Below are 12,938 nucleotides of genomic sequence, written 5' to 3' on the forward strand. Positions count from 1 at the left end.
CCCCTGAGGCAGGCTGGCGGGATGTTCAGAGCCCTCCTGCTCAGCCAAGACGACGACGGCAATCATTCCCACTCCATTACCGAGCTGGACGAAGCCGACCTGCCCGAGCGACCGGTGATCGTGGACGTGGACTACTCCACCCTCAACTACAAGGACGGCCTGGCCATCGTCAACGGTGCCCCCATCGTGCGCACCTGGCCCATGATCCCCGGCATCGACCTGGCTGGCACGGTGTCCCGCAGCGACGACCCGGCATGGTCGCCGGGCGACAAGGTGATCGTGAACGGCTGGGACGTCGGGGAATCGCATTGGGGAGGCATGGCCACCAAGGCGGCCATGGACGGCGGCTGGCTCACTCCCCTGCCCGATGCCTACACCCCCCATCAGGCCATGGCGCTGGGCACCGCGGGCTACACCGCCATGCTGTGCGTGCTGGCCCTCGAGGAGCACGACATCACCCCTGATATGGGACCGGTGATCGTGACCGGCGCCGCCGGAGGGGTGGGCAGCGTGGCGGTGGCCGTGCTGGCCAAGCTGGGCTACCAGGTGGTGGCCTCCAGCGGTCGCATCGAAACCGAGGGCGACTACCTGCGCGAACTGGGAGCGTCCGAGCTCATTCACCGCGACGAGCTCTCTGGTCCGGCCCGGCCCCTGGGAAAGACCCGCTTCGCCGGGGGCATCGACACGGTGGGCAGCCATACTCTGGCCAACATCGTCTCCCAGACCCAGCCCCACGGATGCGTGGCCGCCTGCGGCCTGGCCCAGGGCATGGACTTCCCCAGCTCGGTAGCCCCGTTCATCCTCCGGGCCGTGACCCTGGCCGGCGTCAACTGTGTCTACGAGCCCGCCGAGCGCCGAGCCCAGGCTTGGAACCGCCTGGCCCAAGACCTCGACACCGCCAAGCTCGACGCCATGACCGACACCATCGGCCTGTCCGACGTCCCCGCCGCCGCCGCCCAGATCCTCGCCGGCGAAATCCGCGGCCGAGTCGTCATCGACGTGAACAGCTAACTGTCAGGTTCCCGGGTATGGTCGCTCCCTATAGACGTGAGAAACTCGTATCGCAAAACTGCGCCAGATCCATCAGTGGACGAACTCCACCGATGGATCTGGCCCTCCCTTTGGTAATCCGCTATCTCGGCGTTAATTGATAATCAACGATGATTGCTGCCGAAGGCCCTCGAGAAACATCGGGTGGGCAATCGTAATCATCTTTGACCACGACTATTGCCACTATTGCCGCCAGAAGCGCTACCAGGAAAGCGGTAACAATTGCGACGACTACAAATCGGAGGTAGGAATCGAAAATCATTTTCAGTCAGTCGCTTGTGCGCCAACGCCATGTACCATCGGAGTGTGACCAAAGTTGATTTCTGGGGTAGCTATCCGCAATACAGTAGGTATCAGTGAAGCAATTCTTGAAGTGACCTTGCTTCTCGTGGTAGTAGCCGCTGGTAGAATATCCAGATTGCCAGTAAAAGTAATATCTTGAGTCAACAATCAATCCCTGCCACACCTGAAATTGATCAACATCTTCCAAATACCAGCCAGTCCTGACATTGTCGATTGTTCGATTCGCTCGATTCCAGCACCATTGAGTCCACGTATTGAACCAATATGCTGTAAACCCAAACAGAGTTTCTTTTTCGTTTCGGACGGTTACCTTTCGACAACCGCTAGCCGATGATGAACCTCCGTTTCCCTGAGCAAACGCTACGGACCCATCATAACTGATCAGGTGAGTCTCAGTAGAAACCAATTCACCATTGCCGCCATAAGTCTCAACAATGATCTCGTCATCGCCAGGGCCAGCAGTTTGAATTTGAGCCGCTTCTGGCGGATGTTCCTGAGCAGACGCATTGCCAGCAGCGACAACCACCACAGAAATTAGTGCTGCGAACAGCAAATGGATTAGGTTCTGGAGTTTCATTATTCTACCTCATTCTGTCTAGAATCACTGGTTTAGAATCTCTCCTTTCATGAATTTACAATTGGTCATTTGTTCGGACACATCAATTTGGTTGACCTGTCTGAACATGAGCATACGTGCATTCCTACCCGCCTGCCATGAAATTCAATGTCAATACCGGACAAGTTAATGTCCTCTTTTGACATCACTGAAGATGGCTCGGCGAGTTCCACGAATGGTCAGAAGCGCAAATGTCCAAGCTGGCGTCACAAGCAGTCCGCCCGCTCGCCACGCCGACTTCGGAACCCGAGTCGTTCAGATGGGGTGCCTTGGTAGCGAACCGAACCCAGTCGCTGGGAGCACGGTCTGTTCAGAGGGTGCGCCAAAGGGCCAAGACACACATCTAGCGCTATCGAGTGGCCTTGTTGCTCGGCAGGGTCACCCAACCGTGGACGACGGAAATGGCCAAGCCCTGCATGTCATTGGCTACACCTAGCTTTGCCCACAGATTGGCGAGTATGCGCCTGAGTTGGCGCTCGGAGTATCCGAGGCGCTTGGCCATGTCGGAGCGCTTCTCACCATTGGCCAAGCCCTGCAAGCAGGCCAACTCCGTCTCGTTCGGCGCTATCGACGAGTTGAACCGGCAAAATCGAACCACTGCTGCTGCCGCGGAACGCAACCTGTCCACCGCACTGGGGTGCATCAGCTCAGCAAGTCTGTCGTAGCGGATCACTTCGGGTATGTGTCCGATGTCGGAAGCATCAAGAGGCACTTCCCGCCCTATGCAGTCTGGGTCTGTGTCCACCGCGGCTGCGACCGTACTCAGATGCCTTAGGGTTGCTTCCCAATCCTCAGCCACCCAGTCATCGGGCAAAGCAGATTCCATCAACCAAGCACAGTGTTTGTAGGAGGATGCCACTTGCCGCAGGAACAGCGGCGGCAGGGTCTCCTTCCACACTTCTAGAGCCATACACTGAAACTCAACACCCCAGATGTCGACATGCTCACCGGGGCCATAGCCCAAGGTGTGAGCCTCGGCGATCCTACGTGCATATTGCTCAATTGGATTGGCGTGCCTGAGAACCACCCGCAACTGACTGTCGCTGACATCCACGCTTGGAGCCTACGCTCTAGGGACTAAACACATGAAAGGGTCGTGGCGACGCTTGTCCCAGCAGGACCAACAAGCTCCAGGGCATCGGCAATGGTCGTTTTCGTTTGCTGCCAGTTTGAGTTGGCTTCCTAATGCTCTTCGCCGAAGAACTTCGACGGAGTGATCCAACCCTGCTGCACCGCCAACGCGACCCCCTGGATCTGGTTGCGAACACCAAGGCGGGCCCACAAGGCTTCCAAGAGCCGGTACATACCCCTTACTGACGTCTGGTTGCGATTAGCGAGTTCCGAAATCGGTTCCTGGAAGGCCACCGAGATGATCCACTCGATTTCTATGGAAGTCGGTACCCCATCCAAGTACAACTCGCAGCCACGTGCCACCGCATCCACTGCCCTACGTAGCCGATCGACCCCCGCTGGATGCAGTAACTCGGCAAAGAGCTCATACCGCAACACAGCAGGAGGCACCGAACTGATCTGCTCTATCCCAGTCGTAGAAGCAACAGATGCCACCTGGGGCACCTCATGCAGTGCTTCGCCTGTCGTCCTCAAGAATTCGGCGAAGATCTTCCAGTCGTCAGTCAACTCTTCACCTGGCGCCGTGTTGTCCATCAGCCCAGCACAATGCCTGCTGGCATCGGCAACTCCCCTCAAATAGCCGGAGCTCAGGCTCTCCGCGTAGACGGTACGGGCCTTGCGCTGAAACTCGATCCTCCAGGGCTTTCGAAACCGGCCCGGCCCGTGGCCCAAGCTGTGGGCTTCTGACACGCACTCCAAGAGATGGGCAGTCCGCACAGCGAAAGACCTGATCGACCCCCACGCCGTATTGCTGGAATCCACTAGTCCAATGTAGGAGATGTGTAAGTCACCTCGGCCATCATGGCTGATCTTCCGCATTCACTGCTCGACAAGGGAGCCGCTAACAGAACCATCCTAGGCTGGCGAAATCCGCGGTCGAGTCGTCATCGACGTCAACCGTTAGCCAGCGGTGACCTACGCCCATCGCACCCCCCTTGTTTGAATGAGCGGACACGTCATCCATTGAGGCAGTGGTATATACGCTTATGAATTTGTATATACTGCTCTTCGTGGGAAAACACTTGATCGATATTGACGAGAAGGCTCTCTCCGCGGCTCGTGCAGAGTTGGGAACCGACACCATCAAGGCAACAGTCAATGCTGCACTAGAGGCCGCAGCCTTTCCCCGCGCCCCGCGAGTCGCCAAAGCACTCGACACGCTTGCTGATTCCAAACTTGAGGACCGTGAGCACGCGTGGCGCTGACCCACCTTTTCGATACCAGCGTTCTGACACGACTGTCTCAACCCTCTATCCGAGAGGTAGTAGAACCGCTGGCTGTTGCCGGTCATGCGGCCCGGTCTGGCATAACTGATCTGGAAATCGGATTCTCCGCCCGAAACGCCGACGAGTGGGACCGGCTCGCCAGCAGCCTCTCAGAATTGCGGCTCGTGGAGACGACCGCCGAGCATATGCGTCGAGCACGCCAGACCCAGCGCCTATTGGCCGAGGAAGGCTTACGGGGGCGCAAGGTTCCCGACCTACTCATCGCGGCCGCTGCCGAACTAGAGCAACTCACCCTGCTTCACTACGACTCCGATTTAGACTTCATTGCTACCGCAACCGGCCAAAGGTGCGAATGGGTGGTCCCGCGGGGGTCGGTGGACTAGTTGTGCTAGGAAGGGATCGCCCGCCCAAACCTAAGATGACTGGCATCAACTGGATCGCTCCATAACGGGGGAGGCCGATGGAACATCACATTGTCATTAGTGCCGACACGCATTGCGGGGCCGACTTGAGGGGCTACCGGCCGTATCTGGAGTCGCGCTATCACGCGGAGTTCGACGAGTGGGCTGGCTTCATGGACGGGCACAACGAGCGGCGCAAGGCCATGTTCGCCGACATGGAGCGCTCGCCCATGGAGGTTGGAGTGGACGGCGATCCCGAAGTGTGGGGCCATCGCAACTGGTCGTCATCTGATCGCCTGGCCGAGCAGGAGGCCGACGGCTTCATCGCCGAGGTTCTGTTCCCCAACACTCAGCCCCCGTTTGCCCCGCCCGCCGCCACCGCATTCGAAGCCCCGCCCTACTCCGACAACTTCGAGCACCGCTGGGCCGGGCTGCGGGCCCACAACCGGTGGGTGGCCGATTTCGTGAGCCAGGCCCCCGAGCGCCGGGCGGGAATCGCCCAGGTGTTCTTGGGCGACGTAGAAGGATCGGTCAAAGAGATCGAGTGGGCTGCCGAGAATGGGTTGCAGGGCGGCGTGCTGATCCCTGGCGCTCCCCCCGACTCGCCGTTTGAGCCGCTGTACTCCAAGTCATACGAGCCCATCTGGGCTGCCACCGCGGCCGCTGGCCTACCGCTGAACCATCACGCCGGCGGCGGGTCGCCCAACTACGGCAACCATTTCCCCTCGTCGCTGGCCATGTTCGTGCTGGAGGCCACCTGGTGGACTCAGCGGGCATTGTGGCACCTCATGTTCTCAGGCGTGTTCGAGCGCTATCCCACGCTGAAGTACGTGACCACCGAAACCGGAACCGCGTGGGTACCCGACACACTGGAGAAGCTGGAGAGCTTCTTCCACCGGATGCGCTATTCCAAGTACGGATCGGAGACCGTGTTCGGCAGCCAGGCAGTGGCCGATATGTCGCTCACCCCCAACGAGTACTTCGCCCGCCAGTGCTACATCGGGGCGTCGTTCCTGCGGCCGTCGGAGGCTCTGCTAACACGAACCGTCGGCACCGACCGGGTCATGTGGGGTTCCGACTACCCCCATATCGAGGGGTCGCATCCCCATACCCAAGAGCACCTGCGGCTCACCTTCGCCAACCTCACAGAGGAGGAAACCACTCAAATCCTCACCACCAACGCTGCTGAGGTGTACGGGTTCGACTTGGAGGCGCTGGCCCCGCTGGCCGAGCAGTTCTGCCCCACCAAGGCCGAGGTGGCCACTCCCATCGACTACTCCGACATACCGGAGCGGGCCAAGGGCTGCCCGGGCATGAACCCCCTCAACCAGATCCAGCCCGCGGCTTAACCTGAGTTACCGCTAGATCCCCGGGGCCAACGAGGCCAGGAACTCCCGGGTGCGCTGGCTGGAGGCGATGAGCTCGTCGCGGCCATCTCCTACCGGCAGAACCCGTACCGACAGGTCGGTGACCCCGGCGTCGGCGAAAGAGCGCAACCGGGTCAGAACCGCGGCTTCGTCGCCGACAGCCATGATGTCCGACACCCCCTCGGCGTCGCCCCGATCCAACAGCCGCTGATAGTTGGGGGACACCTCGGCCTCGGCCAGCAGTCGCTCGGCCCGGTCTTTGGCCGCGTCCACCTCTCCCAGGCCGCACAAGCACACCGGCACCCCGGCCACAATCCGAGGGGGTGGTCGACCGGCCTCGGCCGCAGCCTGGTTGATACGGGGGGCGATGAACTCGCCGATGGCCCGCTCGTCGGCCAGCCACAGCGTGGTGCCGTCGGCGCGGGTGCCGGCCAGCCGCAGCATGACCGGTCCCAGCGCAGCTAGCAAGATAGGGGTGGCGGGCTGGTCGGTGATATCGAGTGGGTTGTCGATCTGGAAGTGCTCGTTTTGCACCCGAACAGGGCCGGGGCCGCCCAGCGCTTGGTCCAACACGTCGAGATACGACCGGATCTGCGCCGCCGGCCGGTCATAGGACAACCCCAGCATGTCCTCCACGATCCAGTGGTGCGACGGGCCCAATCCCAAAACGAATCGGCCCTCACAAGCCAGCTGCACCGAGAGCACCTGCTGGCACAGCGCGATGGGGTGACGGGTTTGGGCCACCACCACCGCAGTTCCCACTTCCACCGTCGAGGTGGCCGACCCGATCAACGCAGCCGCCGTCATGGCGTCGAACTCGTCGGGTATCTGCGGAATCCACACCGACGCGAACCCGGCCGCTTCGGCCTGTTGGGCCGCTTCGATCATTCGGGCTTTCTTGGTGTCGTATCGGCGCCGTTCCGGCCCGACCATCAGTCCTATTCGCACAGCAACTCCTCAGCCTCGTTCATATCAGACGCCGGCGGCCATCGGCGTTGATCTCGGTCTTCAATGAGTCGGTTACCATCCGGGCGGAAAGCCAAGGAGGATCGGGTGAGTAGCTCGGCCGACAACATCGACATCCCTGCCAGCCAGCCGCGAATCGCTCCGCTAGAGCTGTCTGAGTGGACACCCGAGGCATTTGCCGCCATGGAGCCAATGCGCCCACCGGCAGGCTCCGCCTACGACAAGCGCAAGGCCGACCGCAAACAGCAGGTGAGGCGCCCCAACAACGCTCTGTCGGTTTTGGCCCGCTATCCCGAGCTGGCCGAGGCGTTCCTGGCTTTCAACCGCCACCTGCTCTACTTCAACACCCTGCCTGGGAGGGCCATCGAGTTGGCAGTGTTGCGGGTGGCGTGGCTGCGCCGAAGCGAATACGAGTGGGTCCAGCACGCGGCCGCGGCCCTTGAAGTGGGACTTACCGCCGAGGAAATCGACCGCACCGCCGCCGATTCAGTAGACGGCTGGACGGCTGACAACGCTTTGTTGCTGCGGGCGGTAGACGAGCTCCACCACAACCACGGCTGGTCGGACGACACATGGAACGAGTTGGCCGAGGCGTTCGACACCCGCCAGATCATGGACCTGCTCTTCACCGTGGGGGCCTACGACACCTTGGCGGTGGCGTTCAACTGCTTCGACCTGCCCCTTGATCCCGAGCTTGAGGGCAAGGGCTTCCCCTCTGGAGCCGAGGGCTAATCGGTGTCGGAGCTGTTCCCGCCGCTGGACTATCCCCAGGGCACCAGCGTCCACAGCTTGCTGGAGTCGGCCGCCGACCAAATCGGCGACCGGGTGGCCATTCGGTTCGAGGACCGATTCCTGACCTACGAGGAATTCAACCAACAGGCCGACGGGTTCGCCCGTCTGTTGGCCGAACGGGGCGTGTCGGCCCGCCAGCGAGTGGCGGTGATGGCCTCCAACCGGCCTGAGTTCTTCACCGCCGTGTTTGGCATCCTCAAGCTCGGGGCCTCGGCGGTGATGATCAGCTCGGCGTGGAAGCAAGCCGAAGTCGCCCACGCTGCCGGCCTGACCGAACCGGTGCTGGCCATCACCGACGGCGACACCCACCTGCGCCTTCCTCCTCAACTGGCCGACCGGGTGATCCATCTCGACGACGATTCCGCCATAGCCGCCCTGGCCGACACCTCAGCCGAACCTATGGCCGTCGAACTGGAATGGGACCAGACCGAGGCCGTGCTGGTGTTCAGCTCCGGCACTACCGGCATGCCCAAGGCGGTGCGCCACACCCACGCCAGCATCGGCGCGGCCATCGTCATTTGGGGATCGGCGCTCGGCCTCACCGCCGATGACCGGTTCCAAATCGCCACCCCTCCCTTCCACATCCTCGGGCTGCTCAACCTTCTGGCCTCGGTGTGGGCGGGGTCGTCGGTGCGGCTCCACCCCCGATTCGACCTAGACGCAGTTCTGTCCGCCGTCGAGACCGACCGCATCACCCTGGAGATGGCGGTGGCGCCGATAGCCCTGGCCATGGCGAACCATCCCCGCCTGGAGGAGTACGACCTGTCGTCGCTGCGCTACATCATGTGGGGGGCCACCCCGGTTACCGAGAGCGTGGCCCGGCGGGTAACTGAGCGAACCGGCGTTGGCTTTTTGCCCGCATACGGGGCCAGCGAGATGCCGGTCATCACCAGCAATCCGGTACACCGACCTGATCTGTGGCGGCTGGATTCTGCCGGCCTGCCCGTTCACGATGTCCGAGTTCGCATTGCCGACTTGGAGACCGGAGCGGTGCTGTCCTCGGGCGAGGCCGGCGAGATTCAGGCACAGAGCCCGGCGAGAATGGCTGGCTATCTGCCCGCCGAGGCCAACGCCGACGCGTTCACCGACGGCTGGTATCGCACCGGCGATGTGGGTTGGATGGAACCCGACGGGTGGCTGCACATCACCGACCGGGTGAAAGAGATGATCAAAGTCAGGGGCTTCCAAGTTGCCCCCGCCGAGGTGGAGGCAGTGCTGCTGGGCCATCCCGGGGTGGTTGACTGCGCAGTGTTCGGGATTCCCGACCCCGATTCCGGCGAAGCGGTGGCCGCCGCCGTGCAGCTTGCGGAAAACGCCGACACTTCCGTCGACGAGCTCAAGGCCCTGGTGGCCGACACCTTGGCCTCCTACAAGAGCCTCCACACCGTGCTCGTGGTGGAGTCCGTCCCCCGACTGCCGTCGGGCAAGACCCTGCGGCGAGAGCTGAAGCGCCAGTTCGAGACCTAGGAACCCTTCAGCAGTTCGTCTTTCATCACCTTGCCGGTGGCATTCAGCGGAAACGACTGCCGTAGCACCACCGACCGGGGCACCTTGTAGTTGGCCATGCGCTCCCGGCACCAGGCGATCACCTCGTCGGGTTCGACCGCCGATTCCGGCCGGGGCACGATGAAGGCCCGGCCCACCTCTCCCAGACGCTCGTCAGGCACCCCCACCACCGCAGCCTGGGCCACCCCCGAATGGCCTAAGAGCGTGTTCTCGATCTCGGCGGGGTAGGCGTTGAACCCCCCGACGATGAACATGTCCTTGATGCGACCGGCGATCCTCAGATAACCCCGTTCGTCCATGATCCCCAGGTCACCGGTGTGCAGCCATCCATCGGCGTCGATGGCCGAGGCGGTGGCCTCGGGGTCGTCGAAATAGCCGGTCATCACGCTGAACCCTCGCACCAGCACCTCGCCGGTTTCCCCGGGAGCGGCCTCCCGGTCGCCATCGGCCACCCGGACTTCCAGGTCGGGCAAGGCTCGTCCCGCAGTGGTGGCAATGGTCTCGGAATCGTCGCCGGGCTGGGTTCCGGTGCAGGTGCCGGCCTCGGTGAGGCCGTAGCCGGTGCAGATGCGCTCGAACGGCAACTCTTCGTGCATCCGGCGGATCAGCTCCACCGGGATGTCGGCCGCACCGGTGATGGCCACCCGCAGGCTCGACAGGTCCCGGCCCGAGCGAGATGGGTGGTCGAGGATGGTCTGGTACACGGTCGGCGGACCGGGCAGCACCGCGATCCACTCGGCCTCGACCAGCTCCAGCACCTGTTCCACATCGAATACCGGCATCGGGTACACCGTCGCCCCCCGCATCAGGCAGGCCAGCCAGCCGGCCTTGTAGCCGAACATGTGGAAGAAGGGATTGACGACCAGATACCGGTCGCCCTCTCGCAGATCAGCGAAATCGCACCAGTCGGAGAACTGCCGCAGGGTCTGCCCGTGGGTCATCATCACGCCTTTGGGCGCACCGGTGGTGCCCGACGTGAACAAGATGTCGCTGATCTGGGCGGGACCCACCGCCTGTCGCCGGGCCTCCACCGCTTCTGGGGATACCGACTCCCCCGCCTTCAGAAATTCAGCCCACGACAGCGCATTAGGCACGTTGTCGGCATCGCCGGGGGGCAACACCACCACCCGCTCCAGCGTCGACAGGCCGGTGTCATCTTGGTGGAACAGCCCGGCGGGGTCGATACCGGCGAACCCGGCTTCGACCACCAAGAGGCGGGCGCGGCTGCGGGCCAGAATGTAGGCGGCCTCGGCCGGCTTGAAGCGAGTGTTCACCGGCACTAGCGCAGCTCCGGCCGATTGCAGGCCCAGTGCCGCGATGATCCATTCCAAGCGGTTGGAGGCCCAGATCGCCACCCGGTCGCCAGCCTGCACTCCAGCCGCCTGCATTGCCGCGGCTGCCTGGTCGGTCAAGCGCCCCAGCTCCGCGTAGGACAACACGCTGCCGCCCTCCACCACCGCAGGAGCATCGCCGAAGCGGACCGCAGCCCTCTGGGCCATGTGCGGAATGCTGGTGCTGGCCCAATCCTCCGATGCGCTCATGCCGATCCCGCCCTCCGGCTAGGCAGCCGGTTCAGCCAGCGTCTTGATCTCGAGGAACTCCTCAAATCCGGCCACGCCCATCTCCCGGCCGATGCCCGATTGCTTGTAGCCCCCAAACGGGGCATCGGGGGCGTAGTACATGCCACCGTTCACACTGATCGTCCCCGAGCGGATCTGTCGGGCCACCGCCCGAGCCCGCTCCGGGTCGGCGCTGTTCACCGCGCCCGACAGGCCGTAAATCGAATTGTTGGCAATCCGAACGGCCTCGTCATCGCCCCCCTCATAGGGAATGATGGCCAGCACCGGCCCGAAGACCTCTTCTTGAGCCACCAGGTCGTTCTCTCCCACTCCGGCAAGCAAGGTGGGCTCGTAGTAGTAGCCCACCGGCAGGTGATCGGGCCGCTTCCCGCCGGTGACCAGCCTCGCCCCCTGGTCTATGGCGTCGGTCACCAGCTTGTGGACCTTGTCGCGCTGGCGGGCGTTGATCAGCGGCCCCATCATCATGGAGGGATCGGTCGGATCGCCGTAGGGGATGCTGGCCAACGTGGCCGCCACCACTTCGGCGGCGGTATCGGCCATGGCCGCAGGAACCAGCATTCGAGTGGTGATGGCGCACCCCTGTCCGGCGTGGGTGCAGATCATGAACGAGTTCATGGCGGCGGCTGTTTCCACGTCGGCGTCGTCCAGCACCACATAGGCGCTCTTGCCCCCCAGCTCCAAGAAGGTCTTCTTCACCGTGGCGCTGGCCGCAGCCATGATCTTTCGCCCGGTGGCGGTGGAGCCGGTGAAGGTAACCATGTCCACATCCGGGTGGGTGGTTAGAACCTCGCCCACCGAGTTCTCCGCTGAGCTCAAGATGTTGACCACTCCGGGAGGGATGTCGGTCTCATTGGCGATCAGATGGCCCAGTGCCAGCGCCGACCACGGGGTGTCGGGCGCCCCTTTCAACACCATCGTGTTGCCGGCGGCCAGCGCGGGGGCCACCTTGGCCAGGTTGAGCTGGACGGGGAAGTTGTAGGCCGTGATGGCGGCCACCACCCCCACGGGCTCGCGCTCGATCCACCGTCGATGGCTGCCCCCATAGGCCTCGACCACACCGAGGTCTTGGGACCACTGGTATCCGTCCATCATGTCGGCCACCCACTTGACCGACGCCACCGGGGCTTCGAGTTGCGGACCGCCGTAGGTGAGCATCACTGGAGAGCCCACCTCGGCCACCGTCAGCTCCCGCATCTCCTCGAGATGGCGCTCCAGCGCGGCATGGAATTGGCGCAGGCACCGAGCCCGCAGCTCGTGGTCAGTGGCCCAGCCGGTGGTGTCGAAAGCCCGGCGGGCGGCAGCCACTGCGGCCACCGCATCGGCGTCGGTGGCGTTGGCGGCCACCCCGAGCACCTCCTCGGTGGCAGGGTTCACCGTCTCGAACACGCCGCTCCCCTCGGCTGCCCTCAGCTCCCCGTCGATCAACAGTTCTTCTTCATGCCACATGGGTGGTCTCTCCCTGATTGCTCAAATCTGGCCTCACCCTATAGCCGGAACTCCGCGGAGAACTCGTCCGACCGTAAGAGCAACTATCGTCCCGCCGATGGACTCGGAGATGCTCCATCCCCGTCGGTTCGCAACCCAAACACCCGACCACCCGGCGGTGATCATGGGCCAAAGCCACAGCGGGCGCCAGCACAGCGACCAGACAGAAAACCACGAAACCGCAGGGCGCTCGTTTGCTGGGAAAAAAGCTAGGCACGAAAACGCTGAGCGTCAATCGGCGTTGTGCTGGTCCGCTGAACGGTGATTAGCCATTGTGTGGTGGTGGGAATGCTCGCGGGCGGGCCAAATCCCTACCGCCGCCGGGGCGACCTCCATCCCCACACGCCGAGAACGATAAGAGCAACAGCGGCGGGAAACGCCACGCCCACGCTCACGCCTAACCCTAGGGTGTGGCTCAGCAACAGCAGCGACGCCACGCCCGTTGCCGTGCTGACCATTTGTATTCGGCGAGATGACGGCTCCTGGGCCGCGGTGTGATCGGCAGCGTGTGGTGG

Annotated in this window: 13 protein-coding genes; 6 read left to right on the forward strand and 7 right to left on the reverse strand. The window is 63.0% G+C overall.

The genetic code is table 11. The features are described 5' to 3' along the window. Positions 1-21 precede the first annotated feature (21 nt). Complete coding sequence (locus OXG30_15960; protein ID MCY4136385.1) at positions 22-1,011, forward strand: oxidoreductase; 990 nt, start codon at positions 22-24, stop codon at positions 1,009-1,011. A 307-nt stretch (positions 1,012-1,318) separates the two neighbouring features. Here the strand turns inward: OXG30_15960 and OXG30_15965 are convergent, their stop codons facing one another. From OXG30_15965 to OXG30_15975, 3 genes are all read right to left on the reverse strand, one after another. Continuing rightward, complete coding sequence (locus OXG30_15965) at positions 1,319-1,930, reverse strand: hypothetical protein (protein MCY4136386.1); 612 nt, start codon at positions 1,928-1,930, stop codon at positions 1,319-1,321. A gap of 388 nt (positions 1,931-2,318) precedes the next feature. Next, a complete protein-coding gene (locus OXG30_15970; protein MCY4136387.1) occupies positions 2,319-3,023 on the reverse strand; it encodes a hypothetical protein in 705 nt (234 codons plus the stop codon). 128 nt (positions 3,024-3,151) lie between these two features. Further along, positions 3,152-3,862, reverse strand: a complete 711-nt coding sequence (locus OXG30_15975) for a hypothetical protein (GenBank protein MCY4136388.1) — start codon at positions 3,860-3,862, stop codon at positions 3,152-3,154. Between the two features lie 248 nt (positions 3,863-4,110). Here OXG30_15975 and OXG30_15980 point away from each other — a divergent pair, with 248 nt between their 5' ends. The 3 genes from OXG30_15980 to OXG30_15990 all read left to right on the forward strand — a co-directional run bounded on the left by OXG30_15980 (position 4,111) and on the right by OXG30_15990 (position 6,076). Continuing rightward, positions 4,111-4,305, forward strand: a complete 195-nt coding sequence (locus OXG30_15980) for a hypothetical protein (GenBank protein MCY4136389.1) — start codon at positions 4,111-4,113, stop codon at positions 4,303-4,305. Continuing rightward, the gene (locus tag OXG30_15985) at positions 4,296-4,709 is read left to right on the forward strand and encodes a PIN domain-containing protein (protein ID MCY4136390.1); all 414 of its coding nucleotides are present in this window, start codon (positions 4,296-4,298) and stop codon (positions 4,707-4,709) included. The genes OXG30_15980 and OXG30_15985 overlap by 10 nt, the downstream gene beginning before the upstream one ends. A gap of 77 nt (positions 4,710-4,786) precedes the next feature. Further along, positions 4,787-6,076, forward strand: a complete 1,290-nt coding sequence (locus OXG30_15990) for an amidohydrolase family protein (GenBank protein MCY4136391.1) — start codon at positions 4,787-4,789, stop codon at positions 6,074-6,076. A 12-nt stretch (positions 6,077-6,088) separates the two neighbouring features. Here the strand turns inward: OXG30_15990 and OXG30_15995 are convergent, their stop codons facing one another. Further along, complete coding sequence (locus tag OXG30_15995; GenBank protein MCY4136392.1) at positions 6,089-7,042, reverse strand: TIGR03564 family F420-dependent LLM class oxidoreductase; 954 nt, start codon at positions 7,040-7,042, stop codon at positions 6,089-6,091. Positions 7,043-7,147: 105 nt separating this feature from the next. Here OXG30_15995 and OXG30_16000 point away from each other — a divergent pair, with 105 nt between their 5' ends. Both OXG30_16000 and OXG30_16005 read left to right on the forward strand, forming a co-directional pair. After that, entirely contained in the window at positions 7,148-7,792 is a 645-nt protein-coding gene (locus OXG30_16000) for a carboxymuconolactone decarboxylase family protein (GenBank protein ID MCY4136393.1), read from the forward strand. Positions 7,793-7,873: 81 nt separating this feature from the next. Then, the gene (locus OXG30_16005; GenBank protein MCY4136394.1) at positions 7,874-9,319 is read left to right on the forward strand and encodes an AMP-binding protein; all 1,446 of its coding nucleotides are present in this window, start codon (positions 7,874-7,876) and stop codon (positions 9,317-9,319) included. Here OXG30_16005 and OXG30_16010 read toward each other — a convergent pair. From OXG30_16010 to OXG30_16020, 3 genes are all read right to left on the reverse strand, one after another. Further along, positions 9,316-10,899 (reverse strand): FadD3 family acyl-CoA ligase, encoded by a 1,584-nt coding sequence (locus OXG30_16010; protein MCY4136395.1) that lies wholly within the window; start codon positions 10,897-10,899, stop codon positions 9,316-9,318. The genes OXG30_16005 and OXG30_16010 overlap by 4 nt on opposite strands. Before the next feature lie 18 nt (positions 10,900-10,917). After that, positions 10,918-12,384, reverse strand: a complete 1,467-nt coding sequence (locus OXG30_16015) for an aldehyde dehydrogenase family protein (protein ID MCY4136396.1) — start codon at positions 12,382-12,384, stop codon at positions 10,918-10,920. A 350-nt stretch (positions 12,385-12,734) separates the two neighbouring features. After that, on the reverse strand, positions 12,735-12,938 hold a 204-nt coding region (locus OXG30_16020; GenBank protein MCY4136397.1), incomplete at its 5' end, for a hypothetical protein.

This window comes from bacterium (assembly GCA_026708015.1).
Taxonomy (GTDB): domain Bacteria; phylum Actinomycetota; class Acidimicrobiia; order Acidimicrobiales; family Bin134; genus Poriferisocius.